General features: G+C 68.8%; 18 protein-coding genes and 1 pseudogene. 11 read left to right on the top strand and 8 right to left on the bottom strand.

The annotated features are described in order from the left end of the window. Positions 1-19 precede the first annotated feature (19 nt). From ACFOSH_RS12900 to ACFOSH_RS12880, 5 genes and pseudogenes are all read right to left on the bottom strand, one after another. Complete coding sequence (locus ACFOSH_RS12900) at positions 20-487, bottom strand: hypothetical protein (RefSeq protein ID WP_378239043.1); 468 nt, start codon at positions 485-487, stop codon at positions 20-22. Next, positions 484-7,743, bottom strand: a complete 7,260-nt coding sequence (locus tag ACFOSH_RS12895) for a WXG100-like domain-containing protein (RefSeq protein WP_378239042.1) — start codon at positions 7,741-7,743, stop codon at positions 484-486. The genes ACFOSH_RS12900 and ACFOSH_RS12895 overlap by 4 nt, the downstream gene beginning before the upstream one ends. Before the next feature lie 10 nt (positions 7,744-7,753). Then, positions 7,754-8,083, bottom strand: a complete 330-nt coding sequence (locus tag ACFOSH_RS12890) for a WXG100 family type VII secretion target (RefSeq protein ID WP_378239041.1) — start codon at positions 8,081-8,083, stop codon at positions 7,754-7,756. Beyond that, the gene (locus tag ACFOSH_RS12885; protein ID WP_378239040.1) at positions 8,083-8,700 is read right to left on the bottom strand and encodes a YbaB/EbfC family nucleoid-associated protein; all 618 of its coding nucleotides are present in this window, start codon (positions 8,698-8,700) and stop codon (positions 8,083-8,085) included. The genes ACFOSH_RS12890 and ACFOSH_RS12885 overlap by 1 nt, the downstream gene beginning before the upstream one ends. Positions 8,701-8,755: 55 nt before the next feature. After that, a pseudogene (locus ACFOSH_RS12880) lies at positions 8,756-9,880 on the bottom strand (MFS transporter). Positions 9,881-10,089: 209 nt separating this feature from the next. Between ACFOSH_RS12880 and ACFOSH_RS12875 the strand changes: the two are divergent. Beyond that, positions 10,090-10,671, top strand: a complete 582-nt coding sequence (locus tag ACFOSH_RS12875; protein ID WP_378239039.1) for a YqgE/AlgH family protein — start codon at positions 10,090-10,092, stop codon at positions 10,669-10,671. On the opposite strand, the gene ACFOSH_RS12870 is transcribed toward ACFOSH_RS12875, so the two are convergent. Further along, on the bottom strand, positions 10,668-11,090 hold the full coding sequence (locus tag ACFOSH_RS12870) for an SdpI family protein (protein ID WP_378239038.1): 423 nt from the start codon (positions 11,088-11,090) through the stop codon (positions 10,668-10,670). The two genes, ACFOSH_RS12875 and ACFOSH_RS12870, sit on opposite strands and share 4 nt — an antisense overlap. Before the next feature lie 65 nt (positions 11,091-11,155). Here ACFOSH_RS12870 and ACFOSH_RS12865 point away from each other — a divergent pair, with 65 nt between their 5' ends. The 3 genes from ACFOSH_RS12865 (at position 11,156) to ACFOSH_RS12855 (ending at position 16,192) form a co-directional block, all read left to right on the top strand. Then, a complete protein-coding gene (locus tag ACFOSH_RS12865) occupies positions 11,156-12,307 on the top strand; it encodes an esterase-like activity of phytase family protein (protein ID WP_378239037.1) in 1,152 nt (383 codons plus the stop codon). 170 nt (positions 12,308-12,477) lie between these two features. Continuing rightward, the gene (gene leuS / locus ACFOSH_RS12860) at positions 12,478-15,348 is read left to right on the top strand and encodes a leucine--tRNA ligase (protein ID WP_378239036.1); all 2,871 of its coding nucleotides are present in this window, start codon (positions 12,478-12,480) and stop codon (positions 15,346-15,348) included. Positions 15,349-15,454: 106 nt separating this feature from the next. Next, the gene (locus tag ACFOSH_RS12855; protein WP_378239035.1) at positions 15,455-16,192 is read left to right on the top strand and encodes an SDR family oxidoreductase; all 738 of its coding nucleotides are present in this window, start codon (positions 15,455-15,457) and stop codon (positions 16,190-16,192) included. On the opposite strand, the gene ACFOSH_RS12850 is transcribed toward ACFOSH_RS12855, so the two are convergent. Further along, entirely contained in the window at positions 16,189-16,908 is a 720-nt protein-coding gene (locus ACFOSH_RS12850; RefSeq protein ID WP_378239034.1) for a TetR/AcrR family transcriptional regulator, read from the bottom strand. The genes ACFOSH_RS12855 and ACFOSH_RS12850 overlap by 4 nt on opposite strands. A gap of 17 nt (positions 16,909-16,925) precedes the next feature. Continuing rightward, on the bottom strand, positions 16,926-17,336 hold the full coding sequence (locus ACFOSH_RS12845) for a hypothetical protein (protein ID WP_378239033.1): 411 nt from the start codon (positions 17,334-17,336) through the stop codon (positions 16,926-16,928). 187 nt (positions 17,337-17,523) lie between these two features. On the opposite strand from ACFOSH_RS12845, the gene ACFOSH_RS12840 reads away from it, so the two are divergent. From ACFOSH_RS12840 to ACFOSH_RS12810, 7 genes are all read left to right on the top strand, one after another. Next, positions 17,524-18,072 (top strand): YbaB/EbfC family nucleoid-associated protein, encoded by a 549-nt coding sequence (locus ACFOSH_RS12840; protein WP_378239032.1) that lies wholly within the window; start codon positions 17,524-17,526, stop codon positions 18,070-18,072. Positions 18,073-18,095: 23 nt separating this feature from the next. Further along, positions 18,096-18,434, top strand: a complete 339-nt coding sequence (locus ACFOSH_RS12835; protein ID WP_378239031.1) for a hypothetical protein — start codon at positions 18,096-18,098, stop codon at positions 18,432-18,434. Beyond that, positions 18,427-19,440, top strand: coding sequence for a hypothetical protein (locus ACFOSH_RS12830; RefSeq protein WP_378239030.1), 1,014 nt, complete (start codon positions 18,427-18,429; stop codon positions 19,438-19,440). Before ACFOSH_RS12835 ends, ACFOSH_RS12830 begins: the two co-directional genes overlap by 8 nt. A gap of 65 nt (positions 19,441-19,505) precedes the next feature. Beyond that, positions 19,506-20,609, top strand: coding sequence for a DUF6346 domain-containing protein (locus tag ACFOSH_RS12825; RefSeq protein ID WP_378239028.1), 1,104 nt, complete (start codon positions 19,506-19,508; stop codon positions 20,607-20,609). 322 nt (positions 20,610-20,931) lie between these two features. After that, the gene (locus ACFOSH_RS12820) at positions 20,932-21,792 is read left to right on the top strand and encodes a ribokinase (protein ID WP_378239027.1); all 861 of its coding nucleotides are present in this window, start codon (positions 20,932-20,934) and stop codon (positions 21,790-21,792) included. A gap of 68 nt (positions 21,793-21,860) precedes the next feature. Next, the gene (gene ptsP / locus ACFOSH_RS12815; RefSeq protein ID WP_378239025.1) at positions 21,861-23,495 is read left to right on the top strand and encodes a phosphoenolpyruvate--protein phosphotransferase; all 1,635 of its coding nucleotides are present in this window, start codon (positions 21,861-21,863) and stop codon (positions 23,493-23,495) included. A gap of 24 nt (positions 23,496-23,519) precedes the next feature. Next, complete coding sequence (locus tag ACFOSH_RS12810) at positions 23,520-24,089, top strand: cadmium resistance transporter (protein WP_378239024.1); 570 nt, start codon at positions 23,520-23,522, stop codon at positions 24,087-24,089. The last annotated feature ends 41 nt before the right edge of the window (positions 24,090-24,130 follow it).

Raw genomic sequence — 24,130 nt, 5'->3', positions numbered from 1 at the left:
TCCGGCCGGCTGAACAGGCTCATTCCGAGACCCCTTCCTCCGGCGGTTCGTATTCGGGGAAACGCGGCTCCGCCCGGAACGACGGCGGCTCACCGGCGGCGCGGCGGGCCAGCTCGTCCTCCCACATCTTGAAGGTGCGTTTGCGCAGCGACTGGATCAAGGCGGATTCCTGCGGCTGCAGGCGGCGGTCTTCGCGCTTGGCCTGCGCGTACAGGCCGTCGATGGTCTCGTAGAGCGCGAAGATCGGCCCGGCACCTTTGAGTTCGTACGCACGGGCACGCTCGGTCTCCTGGACGAACTTCTCTTCGGTCACCTTGCTGATGTCCGAACTCGCCATCGCCCACATGACCTCACGCACGTGTTCCGGCTTCTCGTCGAACTCGCCGGTGCGCGGGTTGAGGAGATAACCGGTCAACCCTCCGTCGGGTGTCGACTCGATGCGGTAGGTCTTCGCGAAGTAGGTGTAGAAGGACGGTGTCTGGATCACGTGTTCTCCTCAGGCGGCAGGCCCTTGCGGAGACCGGCCATGAACTTCTCCCGGACCCGGTCCATCAAGGCGGCTTCCAGCAGAGCCTGTTCCGGGGACAACTTCTTCTTGTTGTTCTCGTCCAGTGTCCGGTTGTACGTCGGGAAGTCGCGCCGGACCTCGTACAGGGCGTGTTCGTAGGCGGAGACGGTGTCGATGTGCCTCAGGTGCAGCCGCAGTTCGGCGACGTGCCCGTTCGGCAGCCGGACGTTCATCTGCAGATCGCGGTACCCGCTGTCCTGCGGATTGGCGAACCGGTCGTCGAAGCTGACGATCTCGAGATCCGGATCGGCCATCACCGCGTTCAGCGCGTTGTAGACGTCGACCAGCGTGTCGAACTGGATCTTCACCCCGGCCAGGTCGGTGAGTTTCGACGCGTCGCCGTCGTAGCCCGCGATCTTCGCCTTCGCGCGGTCGTCGTCCTTCGGGCCCGGGCGGCCTGACGAGTCACCGTTGTTCTCCGCCGCGATCCGTTCGGCGATCCGGTTGAGGTCGCCCTGGTTCCGCGGCCACGCCTGCCGCTCGGCGTCCAGGAACTCCTGGATCTTCACGGGATCGCCCTTGTCCGCGCGATCGAATCCGGCGTGGTACTGATCGCCTGGTTCCACCTCGGCGGCGATGCCCGCCGCCTCGTTCGCGATGTCCCGCTGCTCCTGGGTCAGCGGAGTGTCGCCGGGTCCTTCCTGGTGGACGTCGTCGATCATCCGGTAGCCGCGTTCCTCGACGTCGCGCAAGGCGTCTTCGAGGATCGGGATGGCTTCCGGATGCAGCAGCAGGCTGCCGATGGTCATCGGGTTGTTCAGCAGCGAGGCTCGCAGGTACGCGTTGTCCGGATGCTCCATCAGCCGGACGAGTTCCGGATGCGCGGGCAGATGCTCGCGGATGAAGTCCCGCATCGGCCCGACGTCGTGCTTGACCCCGTTCTCGTCCTCGTGAACGGCCCGTTTGAGGTCCGGGTCCAGTCCGTCCACCGCGGCCGCGACCTCGGGATCGTTCAGGAACCGGTCGGCCTCGGCCCGGTCCCCGTGGTGAGACGGCTCGTCGTGCGCCATGCCGTAGCCCGCGTCGCGCGGCGGTGTCACGATCGGACGGCCGTCCGGGCCGATCCGTGACGGCTGCACCTCGGGCGTGTCTTCCCTGGCGAACGCGATGCGCGGGTCCACCGGCTGATCCGGCCGCGCGAACGCGATCCGGGGGTCGACAGGCCGCGTCGCGGCCGCTTCCGTCCGCGTCGTGTGCCCGTCGGTGTGCTGCGCGGCCGGGCCCTCCGGGACGCCGACGTGCATCAGCCTCACCCCCAGCGGCGGATGCGGCAGGTTCATCAGCGCGCCCGACTGCGGGTCGATGAACGCGACGCCGTCCCGCGTGTTCGCCACCATCGCGACGTGGCCGCGTTCGACGCCGTTCTCGTCGAGGTACTTCACCGCCACGACCGCGTGGTGATCGGTCGGCATGTCCCGCATCTCGCGGATGACGGTGTCGTAGTCGGCGCGGTCGGAGAACTGGCCGCCGAACCGCTCCTCGACGTGCTCCAGCGTGCCCCGGCTGTCCATCTCGTGCACGAGCAGCGGGTCGGCCGTCGAATCGATGCCGTTCATCCGGTCCATGTAGGCGCCCGGGGTGCGGGTGCAGTTGGACCGGTAGCCGTTCGCGAGCGCGTCGGGGTCGTTGAAGTGCGGGTTGACCTCGCCGAGCCTCGGATGCCTGTCGGCGAGGTACGCGGCCTGCTGCGCGGGGCTCGCCGAACCGGCGTGGATGGCCGGTTCGCTCGGCGGGTTCGTCGCGACCGCCATCGACGAGTAGTCCCGCTCGGGGACCGGCAGTTCCGCCGTGTCGTCGGTGGCGGAGTGGTCCTGAGCTGGCTGCTCGCCGTACTCGGGTCCCTTGTCGGCGTCCGCGACCCCGTGGTCGGCCGGGTTCTCCGTGGTGAGGTGCGGGGTCTGCGGCTCGTCGAAGCCGCCGAGGCGCGCCATCGACCGTTCCTGGGCGAGGCGGGCGAGTTCGGGCGCCTCCGCGGCGTGCCGGGCCCGCCGCTCGTCCATCTTCTGCTTGGCGGTCTCGGGGTCGAGGTAGCGCGGGTCGCCGGGGGTGACCTCTTCGGCGTGGATGACCCACTTCGGCCGGTCGACCAGCGGCGGAGTCTTGAACTCCTTGCTGTGCACGTAAAGCTGGGTCTTCGGCTTGTTGATCGCTTCGTTCTCGCCCGGGTTCTCGGCGAGCGACGAAACGTCCTTGCCCGTCTTCGAGACGATGTGGATCTCGACGTCTTGGCCGAACTTCGACTTCGTGTCCGACGACGTCTTGATGGTGGAGCTGGTCATCGTCGGTTCGGGGACGGTCTGGCCGGGCTCGTAGTGCGCGGCCATCATCCCGGCGGCGCGCATGTCGCCCTTGGTGTCGATGCCGCGGATGGCCTCGCCGTGGAAGTCCGGCAGCTCGTTCAGCGCGCCGACGATCGCCCGGGTGCTGCGCTGGGCGTTCTCGAAGTCGGGGTGCGCCTCACCCCGGCGGTTCGCCTCGTTGATCGCGAAGGCGTGTTCGCGCGAGTACGAGTAGATCGCTTCCGCGGCTTCGGGCGAGACGCAGTCCTTCAGCGGGCTGGCTTCGAGCCGCCTTTGGGCCTTGTCGCGGGCCTGCTCGGCCTGATCGGCGTCGTCGTAGCGGTCACGAAGGCTCTTGTGATCCTCCGGCGAACCACGGAAGTTCTCGTCGTCGACGTAACTTTCGTCGTGCCGCGCGGGTGCCTCGTCGGTGCCCTTGAGCCGCTCGCTGATGTCGGTTTCGGTCCGGGGCGCCTGCTGCTCGTCGGACCGGTCCACCGGTGGCGGCTCGTCGTCGCCGCGCAGCCGGTCGGCCGCCGGCTGGGGCGGTGCCTCGGCGTGGGTCTCGGTGTGGGTTTCGGTGTGCGCCCGTTGAGGTGCTTCCGGCGCTTCCGGGGTGTGGGCGTGAGGTGCGTCGCCGCCGCCCATCGGCATCGCCTTGATCGACGTCGGATTGTCGGGCAGCGTCGCGAGCCGCCCGGTCATCGGGTCGGCGAACACCACGCCGTGCGGCGTGTTCACCGCGGCGACGATCCGGGTCTCGATCCGGTCCATGGACCTTGGCGAGCCCGTCGGCGCGTTCGGTTCGGCGGCGGCGTGATGCTCGAAAGCCACCGCGGTCCGCGCGCCGACCGGACGTTCGCCCAGCTCACGGGCGATGTCGCCGAAGCCGTTCCGATCAGACCACTGCCCGCCGAGCTGGTCGCTGACGTGCTGCAGCGGAGAGCCGCTGGTCGACGGCCCGGCGACGGCGTCGCCACCGTCCATCCGGTTCTCGAAAGCGACCAGGGCCTCGGCCGAGTTGGTCTGGAAGCCGTCCTTCCACGACTCGGGCGCGTAGTAGTTGCGGGTGTTGGCCTCGCCGATCGCGGGAAGCTCGTCCATGACCAGCCGGACCTGCTGATGCGGCGTCTCGGCCGAACCGGCGTGGATGACCGGCGGCCCGCCTTCGTCGAGCGGCTTCGCCAGCTCGGACCAGCCGCCGTCGGGAGTGTGTTCCCTCGGCTTGACGACCTCCCGGACCGGAGCGTCGGCGGCGTCGATCCAGCCGCCCTTGCCGTCGGAGATCTTGGTGCCGAAGCCGTCGAGGCCCTTGTTCTGGAACAGTTCCGGGTGATCGCGGCGCAGCTGGGCGTCGCGGTCGGCCTCTTCTTGGGCCAGCCTGTCCCGCTCGGCGTTGTTGTGTTCGCGCCGTTCGGCGACCTTCTCCTGGACCTGCTCCGAGGTCAGGTGGCCATCGTCGCCGGCGACGACCTCTTCGCATTCGACGACCCACTTCGGCAGCCTGCTCGCCGAGCCGTCCGCGACCCGCGCCGCGTAATCGGGGTGATCGGGATGTCCAGGCCCCTTGTCGACGCCGGTGACGCGCAGCTGCGTCGCCGACTTCATCAGCACTTCGCGCTCGTCTTTCCGGGAAGCGAGGTCCTCGATGTGGCGTCCGGTCTTCGACTGGATGCGCATCTCGACTTCACCGGCGAAGGTGCTGCGCGGATGCTCGGCGGTGACCCGCGACGCGCTCAGCATCTGCGGGTCGACGATGATCCGCCCCTCGGCGTGCGCCGCGAGGAAGCCCTGGAGCGCGCTCTCGTTGCCGTGGAAGTCCACCCGACGCGAGACGACACCCTCGTACGCGGGGATCTCGTTGAGGCCGGAGGTGATCGCCTCGATATGCGGCCGGAGCGCCTCCAGCTCCGGGCCACCGTGGCGCTGGGCGTGCGTGATCCGCTCGGCCATGTCGGTCCGCGTGTAGCTGTGCACCGCGTACGCGCCCTGATCCGACATGTCCTTGACGCGCTGGTCTTCGTGCGCGTCACGCTTGGCCAGACCTTCGCGACGGACCTGTTCGCTCCGGGACTCCCCGGTCGAGGCGTCGAAACCGCGCTTGTCGATCTGCGTTTCGGCGAGCGCGCGGTAGGCCGCGGGATCGTCCGTGTGGAAGTCCGGATCCGTCAGGTAAGGCTCGTCGACCGTCGAACGGATGTCGTCGGTGGACTTGTCGTCGGGCGTGACGTCCTGGGGCGCCTCGGTGTCGTGCGGAGCGTCGGTGTCCTTGGGGAGCTCGGTGTCCTTGGGCAGGCTGCCGCCGTGGTCCTGGGGTGCCTGCTGCGGTGCCTGCTCCGCAGGCCGCGTCGGGGCAGGCTGCTGCGTCCGGTCCTGAGGCGTGCGGTCCGGCGGGCCCGCGTGCCCGTCCTGGCCAGGGCGCGGAGCCGGGACCTGCGGCGGACGTTGCGGCTGCGGGCCACCGAAACGCGGCGGCTCGGCACCGGGCGGCATCGGACGGCCGGGCTGCTGACCCGGGTGCCGAGGCTGACCCGGCTGCCCGGGGTGGTGGCCGGGCGGAGGCGGCGGCACGGGACCGCGGTTGCCGGGGAACGGGCCGTTGCCCGGATGCTGAGGACGCGGCGGAGGCGGCGGATAGCCCGCCGGGCCGCGCTGCTGGCCAGGGTGCTGCCCGGGCGGCGGAGGCGTCTGCGGACGCGGCGGGACACCGCCGTGCGGACCGGGACCCTGCGGCGGCCTTCCCTGATAACCCTGGGGCGGTCCCTGCTGAGGCCGCGGCTGGCCATGCGGCGGCGGGCCTTGGGGCGGCGGGCCCGGCGGCGGCTGCTGGGGACGCTGACGCGGCCCGCGATCCTGCGGATATCCGCCCTGACCCGGGTGCTGGGGCGGGGGCGGCTGCGGTCCGGCGGGACGCGGGCCCATCGGACCCTGCGGTCCCCGGGGCGGCATCGGGCCACCGCCACCACCGGGAGGCGGCGGAGGAGGCGCGAAACCACCCTGCGGGCCCTGCTGCATCGGCTGGCCCTGGAACGGCATCTGGGCGGGCTGCTGGTCGAAACGCGGCTGCTGTGGTCCGCCGTTGCCGGACAGCCCGGCGGCCTGGACGCTGTCGTTCGGCCGTCCCGGCCGCGACGGATCGTGCCCGCCCGGGGGAAAACCACCAGGTGCGGGCGGGTTGCCGCCGGGCCCCATGCCATAGCCGCCCGACGAGCCGGGCGTGCCCGAACCCGAGTTCGGCGCCATGCCGTACCCGCCCGAGCCGGTCGAGGCGGGCGCGCCACCCGACGAGGAAGGCGCGCCGGAGGAGGCGGCGGGCGGCATCCCGCTGGACTGCGACGGACCAGGCGAAGGGCTCGACGAGGGTCCCTGCGACGGGCTCGACACGGGCCCTTGCGCCGGACTCGCCGCCGGTGTCTGGGCAGGGCTCGCCGCGGGTGCCTGGGCGGAGCTCGCCGCCGGTGCCGGTGCCGCCGCGGCGGGTGCCTGCTGCTGATTGGCCGCCGCGGGTGCCTGCTGACTGGCCTGCTGTTGCTGGCCGGAACCGGCGCCGTTGTCCGCGGCCGCCGCCGGAGCGTTGTGGTGGGTCTGCGCCGCGCGCTGACCGTCGCCGGTGTTCGCCGGGGCGTCCGCCGGACGTTCCGGAGCCTGCGCCGAGGACTGACTGACCCGGTCGCTGTCCGCCGCCCGCTGCGGCGGCCCGTCGTCAGAGCTCGGTGTGTGCTGCTGGGAAGCCTGTTGAGGAGCCTGGCCCCCACCCTCCGAACGCGGCTGTGACCCGGACGAACCCCGCGCCGAGGAATCGCCATCAGAGGACGAATCGCGGCTGGAAGAAGAACCGGAATCCGAAGAAGAACCCGAGTCCGAAGAACCCGAAGGCGTCCCGGAATCCCCGGAGTCCCCATCCGGCGTCGGAGGGCCATCGACGTCCGGCGTGTTCGCGGTGCGGATGTCGCCGATCTGGCTCTTCGCCCCGTCGACCCCACCGCCGACGGCCCCGCCGGAAGCGCCCATCAGGACGTCCTTGGCCGAAAGCTTGTCCAGGTCACCGGTGACGGCGGCCTGTCCGACGGTGCTGGCGACACCTTCGGCCGCGCCGCGCACGGCACCCCGCGCCGCGCTGTCGGCGATCTGGCCGCCCACGCTGTCGGAAAGTCCCTTGGTGGCGCCCTTGCCGATACTGCTGCTGCCCGCGCCGACGACCCCGTCGACGGCGCCGCTGATCGCGGAATCCTTGGTCTTGCCGAGGTCCCAGCTGTCGCGGTCGCCCTTGGCCATCTGGAGGCCCTGGATGCCCGCGTCCATGGCGAGGTTCATCGCCGTGTTCTGCAGGACCTCCTTGCCGATCTTCTTCAGGCCCTCCTTGAGGAGTTTCTCGAGGAGTTCCTTCGCGACCTTCTTGAAGCCTTCCTGCGCGAGCTTTTGCATCAGCTGCCGGAAGATCATCTGGACGGTCATGCGGGTGGCGATCTGCGCCGGCGCGATCCCGGCCGTCGAACCGCCGAACGTCACCGCGGCGGCCGCGATCATCGCGACGATCTGCGCGGCGAGGATCACCAGCGAGATGATGATCATGTACTTCGTGTACTCGACGTCCAGCGCGGTCGCGTTGCACGAGTCGCCGAGCGCCTTCGAAGAATCGGCGAGCGACTTGAAGTACGCCTCGTCGCCCTCGACGAACTTCTTCCAGGCTTCGGCGAACTTCTCCGCGCCCTCGCCGGTCCAGCCGCCGAGGACCTCGGTGGCGCCCTTGGTCGCGGTGTCGGCGATCGGCTGCACGGCCTTCGAGGCGTTGTGCCAGGCGTCGCGCAGTTCGCGGAGCTTGTCCTCGTCGCCTTCGGGCCAGCTTTCCCCGACGACGATCGGCAAGAGCCACTTGACCGCGTCGGGCATCTCCATACCCACGGCGTTAGACCTTCTTGTCCAGCGTCGTCTTGATCTCTTCCTCGGCGTTCGTGAACGCGGTCATCGACCGTTCGACGTTGTGCTGCATGCCGCGCAGCGCCTCGACGATGTTCGCGAACCCCTCGGACGAACCCTTCGCGCCCGGCTCGTAGTCCTTCGCGAACTCCTTGCCGGCGTCGTCACTGCCCCAGCATTGGCCGAGCGAGTTGAGCGCGGCCATCAGTTCCTTGCCGGCGTCGTCCAGCTGATCCGCGGCGAGCCCCAGCTTGGCCGCGGCCGTCTTGACCGCGTCCGGATCCGCGGTGAAACCGCCTCCGCCCCCACCGTTCGGCATCAGACCCCCCTGGTCAGCCAGCTCGAAGGCGGCTCTTCCTCATCGTCGTCCGGCGTCTGACGCACCCGTTTGGGAATCGGTTTCGGCGCGGGCGGGGCAGCGGCGGGAGGAGGAGGCGGCGGGGCGTCGTCCTTGCGCAGCAGCGGGTCTTCGAAGTCTTCGTCGGACTTCTTCGGCGCGTCCGGCTCCTCCTCGTCCGCGAGGAAGTCGGGGATCGCCGGCATCAGACCCTGCAGCGAAGGAGCGCCTTCGAGGAGGTCCGAAAGGTCCGGCAGGCCTTCGGTGATCGGGGCCATCAGCTCGGCGACCTGCTGCTTGACCTGCAGCGATCCCTGGCGCACCAGGGTCAGCACGGTGTTGGCCAGCTGCGCGGGATTGGTGCGCTCGAAGGCGTTCGGCTGGATTTCGAGTTTCGCGAGGGTGCCTGTCGCGTCGATGGTGGCGCGGACGAGACCGTCCTGCGAGACCACCGTCGCGGACGTCTGCGAAGCGGCTTCCTGCGCGTCGCGGAGCTGGGCCGTCTGGCGCTCGAACTGCTCGAGCAGCGTGTCGACCTGGTCCTTCATGGCGGCATTGCGCGCTTCGAGGCGTGCGCTGTCGTCGCCGGCCGTCGTCACTTGAGCCCCCGCGAGTACTGGATCCCGGGCATACGCCACCCGGTGTCGGTAGGCGTCACCCTAATGCCAACGCCTGCGCCGTATCACCGGTTCTTCGTTTTCGCACCGCGAGGAGATGACCGGCGGCGCCCGCCAGGTAGAGGGCGGTGGCCGCGATCAGCAATCCCGGCGAACGGCCGTCGTCCGGGATCACCGTCGCGGCCAGCGACCATCGGCAGCCCGAGCGCGGACTGCGCGACCGCCGCCGGCACCAGCGCGCCCAGCACGACACGGAGCCTGCCGAACAGCCGGATCAGCCGGGCGGTCAGCAGCCCGGCGACCAGGATCCCGGCTCCGGCGAACGCCGCCATCTGGCCAAGTCCCGCCATCCCGGCGCGGAAGATCCCGGCGTCGGTGAAGTGATTGCGCATCAGCAGCACGGTCACCAGCAGCGAGATCCCGAACGACGCGCGATGGGCGAACAGCGCGACGAACCCGGCCGTGACACTGGGCGTGCGCCAGGCCGCCTTCGCGCCGTCGGACAGGCCGCGGGCGACGGCGAGGACGGGGTTCGACGGCTCGTCGACCGTCGACGGCCCGAGCAGTCCGCGCTTGAACCCCGAAGCGAGCACCGCGGCGCCGATCCCGCCCAGCGCGGCGACGGCGGTGACCCACGCGGAACCGGCGTCGTCGGCGCCGGTCAGTTCCCGGAGACCGATCGCGCAGCCGCCGCCGACGACAGCGAGCACCGAGCCCCACGTCGCCGCGAAGGCGTTCGCGGCGACCACGGACTTCTCCTCGACGACGTGAGGCAGCGACGCGGACAGGCCGGAGCCGATGAACCGGGAGATGCCTTCGGACGCCAGTGCCAGGGAGAACAGCCCGATCCCCGCCGCGCCCGTGCCCACGGCGACGGCCGTCGCGAGGATGGTGAGGGACCGCAGGAGGCTCGCGAAGATCAAGACCTTCCGGCGGTCCCAGCGGTCGAGCAGCGCGCCCGCGAACGGCCCGACGGCCGAACAGGGCAGCAGCAGCGCCGCGAACCCGCCCGCCATGGGAGCGCGTCGGCGGCGCGTTCGGGGTTGAAGAGGACGGCTCCCGCCAGTCCGGCCTGGTACATGCCGTTGCCCCAGTGCGCGGAGAACCGCGTGAACAGCAGACGGCGGAAGTCACGGTCGCGGACGAACGCCCTGGTGGTCACAGCCGAAGCCTAAAGAAGGAGGTCGGTGCGCTTTAGGGTCGCCTCTCGGCGGCTATGCGCAGTGTGGCTCCAGCCGGACGGTATTCCACAAAGGCGGTTCTTCAGTGAGCCCGGGGGACACGGAAAGCGCACCGACCCGATGTGTCCAACGGTGCTCGTGATGCTGTTGTTCCCTGGCCGGACGATTTGTCTCCACTCGAAGTGGGATCATGGCGGACGTGCCAGCGGACGCCGAGGTCGAACCGGGAACGCTCCTGGTCGCCGCCCCCACGATGTTCGATCCCAACTTCCGGCGGACCGTCGTGTTCGTCATCGATCACCGGGACGAGGGAACGCTCGGCGTCGTGCTCAACCGGCCGAGTGACGTCCCGGTGTACGACGTGCTCCCGAACTGGGGCGGGCACGTCGCCGAACCGCAGTCGGTGTTCGTCGGCGGTCCGGTGGAGAAGAAGACGGCGTTGTGCCTGGCCGCGCTGCGGACCGGCGAGACGGCGTCGAGCGTGCCCGGCGTGATCGCCGTCCGCGGTCCGGTCGCGCTGGTCGACCTCGACACCGATCCCGAGGCCCTGGTCCCGAAGGTCCGCGGGGTGCGGGTCTTCGCCGGGTACGCGGGCTGGGACTCGGGCCAGCTGGCGAACGAGATCGAACGCGACGACTGGCTGATCGTCCCGGCGCTGCCCAGCGATGTCCTCGCTTCGCCGCAGCACGACCTCTGGGGTCAGGTGCTGCGCCGTCAGGGCATTCCGCTGGCGCTGCTGGCCACCCACCCGGGAGACCTCCAGCGCAATTAGGCGGTGGCGGTGTCGGCCTTCTTGAAGACGCCGCAGGTGCCGCAGGCGCAGCCACTGCAGCCGGCGGGCCGCTCCGGTTCGGGCTCGGGGACCGTCGCGGCGGCGCGGTTGCCGAGGACTCCCCCGGCCGCGACCAGCGCGATCATCCCGACCACGCCCACGACCGAGGCCAGGACGAGCCCGGCCGTCGTCGGCATGAGCAGTCCGGCGGCACCCGCGAGCACGGCGATCACGCCGCCTGCCAGCGTCGGGAGCCCCGCGACCTTGTTGCCTAGGCGGAAGGCGTCCTCGCTGCGCATGGTCGCGGCGGTGCGCACGCCCGCCCCGCGCTCACGCGGCAGTTTCTCGCGCAGACCGAGGAAGCCACCCCAGCCGACGAGGACACCCAGCACGATCGAGACCAGCGCTATGACGAACACTCCACGAGGATAAGCGTGACGTCCCGGCAACCTGCCGGATACCCTGATGGACTGTGCTACAGGCCATGTCACGCCGCGCTCTTGCCGTCGCCCTGATCGGGGCCCTTCCGCTCACCCTGATGGTGGCACCAGCCGCCGAAGCGGGCCACCGTCCGCTTCGCCTCATCGGGGAACAGCTCGTCCCGAACTTCCTGCCCTACGAGGGCACGATCGTCGGCGGCCTGTCCAGCATCGACTACGACCACCGCACCGGTGAGTACGCGCTGATCTGCGACGACCGGTCCGCCATCAACCCGGCGCGGTTCTACACGGCGAAGTTCAGCCTCGACGCCAAGGGACTCGGCCCGGTCACCTTCACCGGCACCAAGCCGCTCCTGCGTCCCGACGGCACGCCGTATCCGCCGCTCGCGAAGAACGACCCGGCGCAGCCGCCGAACATGCAGACCGTCGACCCCGAAGAGCTGCGTGTCGACCCCTGGACCGGCCAGTACCTCTGGTCGCAGGAGGGCGAGCGGTCGACGGCGGCCCGGATCGACCCGTCGATCCGCGAGGCGAAGCGCGACGGCTCCTACGTCCGCGACCTGCCGATCCCCGCCAACGAGAAGATGACCGAGACGACGGGGCCGCGGCAGAATCTCGCCCTCGAAGGCATCACCTTCGCCGGTTTCGGCTCCCTGATCGCCAGTTCGGTCGAGGGCCCGCTGCTGCAGGACGGCCCCGAGCCGACCACCACGTCCGGTGGCCTCTCGCGCATCACCCTGCAGTCGCGTTTCGGGCCGATCCTCGCGCAGTACGCGTACCCGCAGGAGAAGGTCTTCGCGGCCCCGAACCCGCCCGGCGGTTTCGCGACCACCGGCGTCTCGTCGCTGCTGGCCGTCGACCAGGCCGATCCGACGCGCTACCTGGTGATGGAGCGCGCGTTCGTCACCGGTGTCGGCAACAAGATCCGCATCTACGAGATCGACACCAAAGGCGCCACGAACGTCGCGAAGATCCCTTCGCTCGGCGGGGCCGAGAAGGTCAAACTGGTCAAGAAGCGCCTGCTCGCGGACCTGGCGGACTTCAAGTTGTCCACTGTGGACAACATCGAGGGGATGACCTGGGGCCCGCGCCTGCCCGGCGGCGAGCGCAGTCTGGTGCTGGTCAGCGACAACAACTTCTCCGCGACCCAGGTGACCCAGTTCATCGCTCTGGCGGTCCCCTCGGAACGGCTTTGACCAGCGGGTTAAACTGGACTCATGAACACGGCTCGGCTGCTCCTTAGCCTGCCGCGCTGAACTCGGCCGATCGGCCGGGACCAGCGCGGCGACCCCTCATGCCCTCCGGGCTGAGGGGTCGAGTTGTTTCTGGAGTGGCTTGACGTGGATGAGCACGGAGGATTTCGGCGATGAACCAGGCGAGCGAAGGCGCCGACTCGGCCCCTCAGCACCGCTACACCGCGGAGCTGGCGGGCCAGATCGAGCAGCACTGGCAGGACTACTGGTCCGATCACGGCACCTACCACGCGCCGAACCCGGTCGGCCCGCTCGCGGACGAGGGCGACAGTGGTTCGTCTGTCCCGTCCGACAAGCTGTTCGTCCAGGACATGTTCCCGTACCCGTCGGGCGCCGGCCTGCACGTCGGGCACCCGCTGGGCTTCATCGCGACCGACGTCTTCGCGCGGTACCACCGCATGATCGGCCGAAATGTGCTGCACACGATGGGCTTCGACGCCTTCGGCCTGCCCGCCGAGCAGTACGCGGTCCAGACCGGGCAGCACCCGCGCAAGACCACCGAAGAGAACATGCAGACCTATCTGCGCCAGATCCGGCGCCTGGGCCTGGGGCACGACGAGCGTCGCCGGATTTCCACCATCGACCCGGACTACTACAAGTGGACCCAGTGGATCTTCCTGCAGATCTTCAACTCCTGGTACGACGAGAAGGCGGGGAAAGCACGCCCGATCGTCGAGCTGGAAACCGAGTACGCGCAGGACAAGCGCGCCACTCCGGACGGCCGCAACTGGTGTGAGCTGACTCGTGCCGAGCAGATGGAGATCATCGACACGCACCGCTTGGTCTATCTGTCCGAAGCGCCGGTGAACTGGTGCCCGGGTCTGGGCACGGTGCTGTCGAACGAGGAGGTCACCTCCGACGGTCGCAGCGAGCGCGGCAACTTCCCGGTGTTCCGGCGCAATCTGCGCCAGTGGATGATGCGCATCACCGCCTACGCCGATCGCCTGGTCGACGATCTGGACCTGCTGGACTGGCCGGAAAAGGTCAAATCCATGCAGCGGCACTGGATCGGCCGTTCGCACGGCGCGCGCGTCTCGTTCGTGTCCGGTGAGCAGAAGATCGAGGTCTTCACCACCCGTCCGGACACCCTGTTCGGCGCCACCTATCTGGTGGTCGCGCCCGAGCACACCCTGGTCGACGAGCTGACCGCCGCCACCTGGCCGGAAGGCGTCGACGCCAGGTGGACCGGCGAAGCCGCCACCCCGGCCGAAGCCATCGCCGCCTACCGCGCCGCCGCGGCGCGGAAGTCCGAATTGGACCGTCAGGAGAACAAGGAGAAGACCGGCGTCTTCACCGGCTCCTACGCGGTGAACCCGGCCGATGGCAAGGAGATCCCGGTCTTCGTCGCCGACTACGTCCTGATGGGCTACGGCACCGGCGCGATCATGGCCGTCCCCGGCCAGGACACCCGTGACTGGGAGTTCGCCGAGAAGTTCGGCCTGGAGATCATCCGCACCGTGCAGCCGTCGGAAGGCTTCGACGGCAAGGCGTTCACCGGCGACGGGCCCGCGATCAACTCTCGCCAAGAAAATGGACTCAGCTTGGATGGCATGGCCGTCGACGAGGCCAAGAAGACGACCATCGGCTGGCTGGAAGAGAACGGCCATGGCCGAGGCACCGTCCAGTACAAGCTGCGCGACTGGCTGTTCTCACGTCAACGTTACTGGGGCGAACCGTTCCCGGTCGTCTACGACGAGGACGGGCAGATCCACCCGCTGCCGGACAGCATGCTGCCGGTCGAGTTGCCCGAGGTCGCCGACTACTCGCCGGTGACCTTCGACCCGGAGGACAAAGACAGCACGCCGTCCTCGCCGCTGGCCCGCGCCACCGACTGGGTCGAGGTCGAGCTGGATCTGGGCGACGGCAAGAAGACCTATCGCCGCGACATCAACACGATGCCGAACTGGGCGGGTTCCTGCTGGTATCAGCTGCGGTACCTGGACCCGACCAACCCCGACGTGTTCGTGGCGCCGGAGAACGAGGCCTACTGGGTCGGCCCGCGTCCCGCCGAGCACGGCGTCGACGACCCCGGTGGCACGGACCTGTACGTCGGCGGTGTCGAGCACGCCGTGCTGCACCTGCTGTATTCGCGGTTCTGGCACAAGGTGCTGTTCGACCTGGGCCACGTCACGTCCGCGGAACCGTATCGGAAGCTGTTCAACCAGGGCTATGTCCAGGCCTACGCCTACACGGACGCCCGCGGTGTCTACGTCCAGGCCGATCAGGTCGAGGAACGGGACGGCAAGTTCTTCTTCGGCGAAGAAGAGGTCAAGCAGGAATACGGCAAAATGGGCAAGAGCCTGAAGAATGTCGTGACGCCTGACCAGATGGCCGCCGACTACGGCGCCGACACCTTCCGCTTCTACGAGATGTCGATGGGCCCGCTGGACGTCTCGCGGCCGTGGGCGACCAAGGACGTCGTCGGCGCGCAGCGCTTCTTACAGCGCTTGTGGCGCCTGGTCGTCGACGAGGAGTCCGGCGAGCTGCGGGTGTCCACTGTGGATGCCACGGACGCCGACCGCAAGCAGCTGCACAAGGCGATCGCCGGGGTCCGCGAGGACTACGCGGAACTGCGGTTCAACACGGCCGGCGCGAAGCTGATCGAGCTGAACAACTACGTCACCAAGACCTACGGCGGCACCGAGGCGACCCCGCGCGAACTGGTGGAGGGGCTGGTGCTGATGCTGGCGCCGCTGGCCCCGCACCTGACCGAGGAGCTGTGGAAGCGCCTGGGCCACGCGGATTCCCTGGTGCACGGGCCGTTCCCGGTCGTCGACGAGAAGTACCTGGTCGAAGACTCCGTGGAGTACCCGATCCAGGTCAACGGCAAGGTGCGTTCGCGGATCACCGTGCCCGCCGACGCGGGCAAGGACGCCGTGCAGGCGGCCGCGCTGGCCGACGAGAAGGTCGCCGCGCTGGTCGGTGACGGCACCCCGCGCAAGGTGATCGTCGTGCCGGGGCGCTTGGTCAACATCGTGCTGTAGCTCCACGGCCGCTGTGACACCAAGACCGATTTGCGCCAGCGTCGAGGGTCATGACGCGATTCGATGGAGTTGTTCAAGGACAACGAAATCGAATGGAGAACACCGCATGACCCTCGACGGCAAGGTGGCTTTGGTGACCGGCGGCAGCCGCGGGATCGGTGCCGCCACGGCGATCCGGCTCGCCGAGGACGGCGCAGACGTCGCTCTCACCTACCAGAACAACGCCGGGCTCGCGGCCGGTGTCGTGGACAAGATCAAGGCTCTCGGCCGCCGGGCACTGGCTGTCCAGGCCGACAGCGCCGACGCCGCCGCGATCTCCGCGGCCGTCGAAACGACGGTCGCCGAGTTCGGCAGGCTCGACGTGCTGGTCAACAACGCGGGCGTCGGCTTCGTCGGCCCGCTCGACCAGACGAGCCTGGAAGACATCGACCGTGTGCTCGCGATCAACGTCCGCGGTGTCTACGTGGCCACCCAGGCCGCGGCCCGGCACCTCGGCGAAGGCGGGCGCGTGATCAGCATCGGCAGCTGCGTTTCGGACCGCGTGCCCGGCCCCGGGATGTCGCTGTACGCGGTGAGCAAGACCGCGCTGCTGGGCCTGACCAAGGGCCTCGCGAGGGAACTCGGGCCGCGGGGCATCACCGTGAACATCGTCCACCCCGGCCCGACCGACACCGACCTGAACCCGGCCGACGGCCCGTACGCCGCCGACCAGCGGAGCATGACGGTGTTCGACCGCTACGGCTCGCCGTCGGAGGTCGCCGCCACCGTGTCGTTCCTGGCACGGCCGGAAAGCAAGTACGTGACCGCGACGACCGTTTCGGTCGACGGCGGGCACGCGGCCTAGTCGGTGGAGAGGCCGATCTCGCGCGCGAGATCGGCCAACATCGCGTCGAAGAGGACGTCCGGTTTCGAGAACGGGATCGGATAGTTGCCGAAGACCTCGAGCGTGACGTGCCCGTAGAGCCGGGCCCAGAACTGGATCATCAGGTACGTCACGCCGAGGTCGAGCTTCTCCAGCGGGAAGGTCTCGTCGGACTCCCCCAGCACGGCCAGCAATTCCCCTTGGAACGACGTGAGATCGTCGCGCAGTTCGGCGGGGACCACGTCGTTCGACGGCGTCACCAGATCGTGCATCGCGAGCACCCGGCCCGCCGCCGCGAGGAAGATCCGCCCGAACGGCTCGCCCAGCCTGCTCAACGTGTCGTCGCCCGCGGGTGAGGCGAAGACCAGCGTGAACTCCTTGGTGTGGGTCAACGCCCAGCGCCGGAATCCCTTGCAGATGGCGAAAAGCTGCAGCGCGCCCTCGTCCGGCAGCTGCGCGATGTCCTCGGCCAGCCCGGCCGCGAGATCCGCGACGACGTCCGCCCGAAGGTGCTCGACCAAATCGTCACGCGAGCCGTAGTAGCGGTACAACGCCGGCGCCGTGATGCCGAGCTCGCGCGCGATCGCCCGCAGGGTCACGGCCTCCGGCCCCTGCTCGACCAGAAGCGCCCGCGCCGTCCGCCGGATGTCCTGATCGGTCGCGGCCCGCTCGCGACCTCTGCGGCCGGTGTTGTTCATCCGGGCATTCTAGGTGGTCAATGCCCCCTTACCGGGGAACAGCCCAGAAGGCGAGCCTGGAGCCTGGTGAGTGGCCGGAGCGCCAGGAAAATCGGTACGGCCATCCCGAGCGCGACGAAGAAATGCACGATCCACGCCCCCACCAGCGTCGGCCCGCCCCACGTGCCTTCGGGGTCGCTCCCGGACCAGAAAAGCCCGTAGGTCGCGATGCGCCCGACGAGATACAAGAGAAGAAGCGCGAGCAGGAACGCGACCGCGCTCGGCCCGAAAGCCGCCACGAACCGCGGCCGTCCTCCGCCCTCGTGGCTCTCGTGGCCCTCGCGGCCGAGCCACCGCCGCGCGAGCCCGCGCTGGCCCTTCGCGCCACCGAGGTACCCCGGAAGTACGAGAAGCGCGTAGATCGCCCGTTTCCAGTCCGAAATCGTCATATCGAGCACGTTATGGGCCGCTGACCTGGGCGAACATCGGGCTGGCCGCCGTGTCCGGTAGGGAAAACCAGGTCCTGTGGTGATCCACACGACCGGGGTATGGATGCGCGTGAAACGTTCACCGATGTCAGACGGGTATGCCACACTCGGTCGCCGAATGGCTACGACGTGAACAGGGGAGGTTCGCGTGTCGAACCCTGAGCAGCTCTTCGCTGATTTCGAGGCCAAGCTGGCCGACGCCCAGCGGAAGGCGAATCAGATGCGCACCGAGATCGAAAGCGTCTCGGTGTCCGAACGCAGCAAGGACGGCCAGATCTCCGTCAAGGTCAACCACGCGGGAAACCTCGTGGGCCTGGAGATCGGCCCGTCGGTACGGGACAACCCGGCGCTCGCGCAGGAGATCCTCCGGGTCGTCCAAAGTGCGCAGAGCAAACTGGCGGACGCGATGCAGACCGGCGTTCCGTCGATCGCGGGCAGCGAGACGATGAACGAGCTGGTCAGCCAGCTGCACAACGAGTACCCGGAACCCGAGCCGACGGGCTACGTAGAGGGCGGCCACCAAGCGGCGGACGAAGACGACCGCTTCGTCTCCGATGACGAACTCGACGCTCCGCCGCCCCCGCCCGCTCCGAAGCCGCCCGCTCCGCCGGCCCCGCCCGCGCCGCCGCGTGCCACGCGCAGGCAACAGCCGGATCACGAGGACGACTACTTCGCCGGTGGCGACTTCCTGCGCTGAGCGGGTAACTGAGGGAGGGGACCATGGGGCAGCCACAAGGGGACCAGGGCTTCAACGTCGATCCGGTGCGGATCGACGAGCACGCCAAGCAGGTGGAAGAGACTCACGAGCATTTGCGGGTCGCGCTCGACGCGGACAAAGATCGTGTGGACATGTTGGCCTTCGGGCTGATCGGAAATATGTGCGGGATGCCGTTGATCTGCAACAACCTCTCGGAGAACGTGCGGGAGGCCTTGCAGTCCGCGATCTCGGCAGGCGAGCACCATGTCGCCGCGGTGCGGAAGTGGGCCGAGGTGCGTCGGGTGACCGAGCAGGACGCGATAGACCTGCTGAAGCGGGCAGAGCAGGTGGAACGTGGCTGAGAACGACGTCCTCAAGAGCGCCAAGGGTGAAACGGACGCCGAGAAGTACAAGGTGGACAATGCCCTGGAAGGTGCGGGCGCCGTCCAGGATGTGTTCGGCGGCGCGGAAAAGCTCCTGAACGGCGACTGGACGGAGGGACTCCTCAGCCTCGCGGGAGCCGTGCCGGATATCGTCGAGGTCATCAAGAACCCGCTGGAAACCCTGATGAGCTGGGGTTTCGGGTGGATCATCGAACACGTTGACTTCTTGAAGGAACCCCTTGACTGGGTTTCCGGTGACCAAGACGCACTTGATCTCGAGGTGCAGAAATGGTTGGAGGTCGGCAAATACGTCAAGACCACGGCCGAGACGCTGACCGATGAGGTCCAGAAGAACTGTATGGATTGGTCAGGCGCCGCCGCCGACGCGTATCGCGCCTACGTGCAAAAGCAGCTCAACGGGTACCGGGAGATAGTCCGGCTCGCCGAGCTCGCCGGGAACATCATCAACGTCTGCAAGACAGTGCTCTCGGTGGTTCGAACGATCATTCGCGACTTGATCACCGACACTCTCGCCAAGATCGTCATGATCATCGCCAGGTATCCGCCGCCTGCCTATCCGGCCGCTTTGGCCGCGGAGGGTGTTCCCTTCGCGATCGAAAAAAGCACTGAAGCCATGACATGGGCCGAGAAGCTGATGCGTGTCCTCATGCGCGCGAAGTCCATGTTGATGGACTTTTACAAGAACGTCGGCGACCTCCTCAAGAAGGGCGACGTGTTCGAGGGTGCGGGAATGGGGGCGTTCTGGGAAGTGGTGAAGGAAGCAGGTAAGACGGCCGTCAAAGAGGTGGTCAAGAGCGCGTCGGAAGACAAGGCGCGCGACCGGCGAGAGACGACCATCAACGCCACTGGCGACCCGAAGCCGCCGGAGAAGGCCAGCGGAGCAGTCGGCTCCAGGCGCCCTGCCGAGCAGGAGCCGATTTTCGAGCAGCCCGGAACTCAACGGATATCCGGGTCGATCCAGTGAGCAACGGCCTTCTGATGACCGGGTACGAAGCAGTTCCCACAGTCACGCGCAGATCCCGTTGGAAGGTGGCGGGCGTCGCCGTCGGCGTGTTCCTCTATGCGCTGATCTGCTGGACTCTGATCGGCCGTGGGATGGTGTCCCACGGCGAGGAGGGAACGAGCAAGTTCGTCGACATGGCGACTGCGAAGACCTGCGAAGAGATAGGGCCGCTGAGCATCGCCGGAATCGGCTACTACTGGGTTTGCGACCTCGAAGTTCGCCCCTACTCTTCCGGATCCAGGCAGGAAGTCGTAACGGCGCGCTCGTTCCCGGACGAGTTGACACCGGCCGATATCGGTAAGTCCGTCCGAGTCAAAGAGCTCGGCAGGTACTACGCCCGGGACTTCAAAAGCGAACTTCCGTGGTGGAGCATCGCACCTGGCATCGGTGGGTTCGTGGGGTTGGGCCTGTTCGCCCACTGGCGACGGAACAAGCGTTTCCGCAAACCTGTCTCCGAGGCGTCCGTGACCACCTCGCTTTCTCTCTCGTCAGTTCGTCCGCTGGGTGGTGTGGCGGCCCCTGTCGACCTTCCCTCGACGGCATCGAGGACGGTCACGCCCAACGACTGGTCGTCCGCGAAGTTCTGGCGCATTTGCGGGGCGATCTTCGTTGTCGCCGTCGTCTCCGGGATCGTCGGTTTCACGGCGGGACGCGGGACAGAGCTCCGCGAAGCGACCCTGACGATCGCGGCGATCGGACTCATCTCTCCCGGATGGCTTTGGTTCTGCACTCCAGCGCGATGGAAAAAGTCGACCTGGTGCACCAAGTTCACAGTGTCGGCCGAAGGAATTCGCTGGTTCCGCCGTGACAAGGCGACCTTCGAGCTGGGCTGGGAAGAGCTCCGCGAGCTACGGCTGACCACCGTGACCGATGGCAAACACGCCTTGCGGATGATCGACTTCTTCCCCCTCGACGATGACTTCGCGAAGCGCCATCGAACGCTGGAGGGGCTATGGGAAATCGGGGCGAACCTCGATGGTCGTCCGCTTCCGCCCGTCGTGAATGGCTACCGGATTCCTGAGGCGTTCAGTGACGCGGCGTTCGCTGAGATCCGGGTCGCGATGACCATGATCCGGCCGGACAAGCTGAGCGAGTATCGGGGAGTCCCGCAGCACACGACCGCATCCTGAATTGAGGCCCCCGTCGAAACGGGGCGCCGCCGGCGCCGATCACTCGGGGGGCTACGTGATCGACGCCGGCGACCCGATGCCCTGGTCCCGTACTCAGTGGGGACCTGGGCAACGTCACCGCGTAGACGCGGCAACGCATCTCAAGAGCGGGCGTGATCGCCGAAGTGACGCCCCGGGGGAGGTTATCCCCCGAAAGAGTGACGGCGTTCCGCTGCTCGCCTGATTGTCGCACTACGCGCCGAGAAAGTTACAAAGTTCTTCACATCTTTGCCCGGAGAAGGGTCATGACCGGACAACTCCTGGTCATGGCATGGTCTCCTCCATGACTTCTCAGGTACTGGTCATCGGGTCCGCCAATGCCGATCTCGTCGTCCCGGTCGATCGGCGACCCGGTGGTGGCGAAACCGTACTCGGTGGCGACACGATCTTGTCGCCGGGTGGCAAAGGCGCCAACACGGCGGTCGCCGCGGCCCGGCTCGGCGCGGACGTCGCGTTGCTCGGAGCGGTCGGTGACGATCCGTACGGTGAGCTGCTCAAGCGTTCGCTGGCCGAGTCCGGGGTGGACACTGACTCGTTGCGCACGAGTGAGCGGCCGACCGGGATCGCTTACATCACGGTCACGCCCGACGGTGAGAATTCGATTCTCGTCTCGCCCGGTGCCAACTCCGCTTTGCGGCCCGAGGACGTCGATCTCGACGGCGCCGAGATCGTGGTGCTGTCGCTGGAGATTCCGCTCGAAACCGTCGAGCACGCCGTGGCGAAGGCGGCCGAGGCAGGGGTTCGAACGCTGTTGAACCTTTCGCCCGCGGCCGAACTTTCCGCGAAGACGCTTCAGAACCTCGACGTCCTTTTGGTCAATGAGCACGAGGCGGCTTTCCTTCTCGGCGGCGAGGCCGGCTTCCCGATGCTGCTCGACCTCGGTCCGAAGGCCGCTGTCGTGACGCTCGGCGCGAAGGGCGCCGCGGTGGTGACCGCGGCCGGGGTGACGGAGGTGCCGTCGCCGAAGGTCGACGCCGTCGACACCACGGGCGCCGGTGACGCTTTCGCGGGTGCGCTCGCCACGGCGCTCGCAAAGGGCGACGAGCTGGCCGACGCGGCACGTAAGGCGGTGAAGGTGGCGGCGATCACTGTGACCCGCCAGGGCGCGCAGCCGTCGTATCCCCCCGCATCCGAACTGGAATGATGTCTTCTTCTGTGTTGTGCTGTTGGCTATGAGCCAGGTCACGCCCCCTATGAGATATGGTCTAGACCATGCCGTCTGAGTCACTGACCGGGGTCGCCGTCAGTCCCGGCCGCGCGAGCGGTCCTGTCGTCCGAGTCGCCGAATCCCTCGGCGAACCCGCGAGCACACCGGCACCGGCCGATCCCGCCGCCGAGGCCGCCCGCATCGACCCGGCCGCGCAGATCGTGGCGGCCCGGCTCGAGAAGCTGGCCGAGACCGCGACGGGTGAGGCCGCGACGATCCTCATCACCACCGCGGCGATGGCGGCCGACCCGGCGCTGGTCTCCTCCGCGGAGCAGCTGGTCAAGAACCAGAACCTGCCCGCTCCCCGCGCGGTGCACCAGGCGGCGGGGAAGTTCGCCGACGCGCTCGCGGCCGCCGGTGGCTACATGGCCGAGCGGGCCCGCGACGTCCTCGACGTCCGTGACAGGCTCGTCGCCGAGTTGCTCGGCATCGCGCCTCCTGGCGTTCCCGACCTGGACTCGCCGAGTGTGCTCGTCGCGCGTGACCTCGCGCCCGCCGACACCGCCGGGCTCGACCCGGACAAGGTGCTCGCGCTCGTCACCGAAGAGGGCGGCCCCACCAGCCACACCGCGATCCTCGCCCGCGCGCTCGGCATCCCCGCCGTCGTCGCGGTCCGCGGGATCCTCGCGCTCGACGCGCAAGCGCTTGCGGTGGACGGCGACACCGGCGTGGTCGAGGTCGCGGACCCGAATGCCGAAGTCGTCACGGCCGCCAAGACCGGCGCGATCGAGTGGGACGGCAGCGGCGCGACCGCCGACGGTCACCGCGTGAAGGTGCTCGGCAACGTCGGTTCCGCCACGGACGCCCAGGCCGCGGCCGAAGCCGGTGCCGAAGGGGTCGGCCTCTTCCGCACCGAGTTCTGCTACCTCGACGCCTCCTCGGAGCCGAGCGTCGAAGAGCAGCGCAAGGCCTACACCGCCGTGCTCACGCCGTTCCGCGGCAAGCCGGTCATCGTCCGCACCCTCGACGCGGGCGCCGACAAGCCTCTCGCCTTCCTGGAGCCCGAGGACGAGCCCAACCCGGCCCTCGGCGTACGCGGTCTTCGGGTCGCCTTCGACCGCCCCGAGATCCTCGACCGCCAGCTCGAAGCCATCGCGGGTGCCGCACAGGACTCCGGCGCCGAGGTCTCGGTGATGGCGCCGATGGTCGCCACCGTTGCCGAGGCCGCCTGGTTCGCCGAGCGCGCCCGTGCCGCCGGAATCGCCCGCGCCGGGGTGATGATCGAGATCCCGGCCGCCGCGCTGACAGCCCGCGAGATCCTCGAAGCGGTCGACTTCGTCTCCGTCGGCACCAACGACCTCGCGCAGTACACCTTCGCCGCGGATCGCCAGCTCGGCGCGGTCGCGAAGCTCAACGACCCGTGGCAGCCCGGGCTGCTGCGCCTGCTCAAGGTCATCGGCCAGGCCGCGAAGGACACCGGCAAGCCCGCCGGCGTCTGCGGTGAGGCCGCCGCCGACCCGAGGCTCGCGCTGGTCCTGGCAGGGCTCGGCCTGACCAGTCTCTCGATGAACGCGCCCGCGGTGCGCGCGGTCGGCGCGAGCCTGGCCGCCACGACGCTGGCCGAATGCGAGGCACTGGCCGAGGCGGCTTTGGCCACGTCAGACCCGGTTTCCGCGAGGCAGGCCGCCGCACAGCGATAGCAAAGGTCCCCTGCTCTCCCGGTGATGAACTTCGGGCTGATCGGCCAGGCCGCCGCGATGTTCGCGGTGACCAATGTCGACGACATCGTGCTGCTCGCGCTCTTCTTCGGCCGCGCGGCCGGACGCGGTGGCGCGGCGAGGGTGGTGGCCGGGCAGTACCTCGGGTTCGCCGGGATCCTCGCCGTCTCGATCGCCGGGGCGCTCGGAGCCGGCCTCTTGCCGGGCTCCGTCCTGCCCTGGCTCGGGCTGATGCCGCTCCTGCTCGGCCTCCGGGCGGCGTGGCGCGTCTGGCGTGAGCGCGGCACGGAAGCCGACGAGCCCGCCGTCGGTCCCGGCGTTCTCGCCGTGGCGGGGGTGACCTTCGCCAACGGCGGCGACAACATCGGCGTCTACGTCCCCGTGTTCGCCAACACCGGCACCGGCGGCCTGCTCGTGTACACGGTCGTGTTCCTCACGCTCGTCGCCGTCTGGTGCGCGGCGGGCCGGTACTTCGCGACCCGTCCGGTGATCGCCCGCGCTCTCGGGCGCTGGGGCCACCTGATGCTTCCGGTCGTCCTCATCGGTATCGGGTTGCTGATTCTCCTGCACGCCTGATGTCGAAAACCGGTCTACCGCTTCGACGCCTTGGTGAAGGA

Origin of the sequence: Amycolatopsis speibonae (genome assembly GCF_042647925.1) — a bacterium.
Taxonomy (GTDB): domain Bacteria; phylum Actinomycetota; class Actinomycetes; order Mycobacteriales; family Pseudonocardiaceae; genus Amycolatopsis; species Amycolatopsis speibonae.
Note: the sequence above shows the minus strand (reverse complement) of the source record. Positions and strands in the feature narration are given on the sequence as shown.

Excerpts from the sequence above, each read along its gene's own strand:
- ACFOSH_RS12810 (WP_378239024.1), top strand. The coding sequence starts at position 23,520 with ATGAACTTCGGGCTGATCGGCCAGGCCGCCGCGATGTTCGCGGTGACC.
- ACFOSH_RS12845 (WP_378239033.1), bottom strand. The coding sequence starts at position 17,336 with ATGACGATTTCGGACTGGAAACGGGCGATCTACGCGCTTCTCGTACTT.
- ptsP (WP_378239025.1), top strand. The coding sequence starts at position 21,861 with ATGCCGTCTGAGTCACTGACCGGGGTCGCCGTCAGTCCCGGCCGCGCG.
- ACFOSH_RS12835 (WP_378239031.1), top strand. The coding sequence starts at position 18,096 with ATGGGGCAGCCACAAGGGGACCAGGGCTTCAACGTCGATCCGGTGCGG.
- ACFOSH_RS12850 (WP_378239034.1), bottom strand. The coding sequence starts at position 16,908 with ATGAACAACACCGGCCGCAGAGGTCGCGAGCGGGCCGCGACCGATCAG.
- ACFOSH_RS12890 (WP_378239041.1), bottom strand. The coding sequence starts at position 8,083 with ATGCCGAACGGTGGGGGCGGAGGCGGTTTCACCGCGGATCCGGACGCG.
- leuS (WP_378239036.1), top strand. The coding sequence starts at position 12,478 with ATGAACCAGGCGAGCGAAGGCGCCGACTCGGCCCCTCAGCACCGCTAC.
- ACFOSH_RS12855 (WP_378239035.1), top strand. The coding sequence starts at position 15,455 with ATGACCCTCGACGGCAAGGTGGCTTTGGTGACCGGCGGCAGCCGCGGG.
- ACFOSH_RS12820 (WP_378239027.1), top strand. The coding sequence starts at position 20,932 with ATGACTTCTCAGGTACTGGTCATCGGGTCCGCCAATGCCGATCTCGTC.
- ACFOSH_RS12895 (WP_378239042.1), bottom strand. The coding sequence starts at position 7,743 with ATGGAGATGCCCGACGCGGTCAAGTGGCTCTTGCCGATCGTCGTCGGG.
- ACFOSH_RS12875 (WP_378239039.1), top strand. The coding sequence starts at position 10,090 with ATGGCGGACGTGCCAGCGGACGCCGAGGTCGAACCGGGAACGCTCCTG.
- ACFOSH_RS12865 (WP_378239037.1), top strand. The coding sequence starts at position 11,156 with ATGTCACGCCGCGCTCTTGCCGTCGCCCTGATCGGGGCCCTTCCGCTC.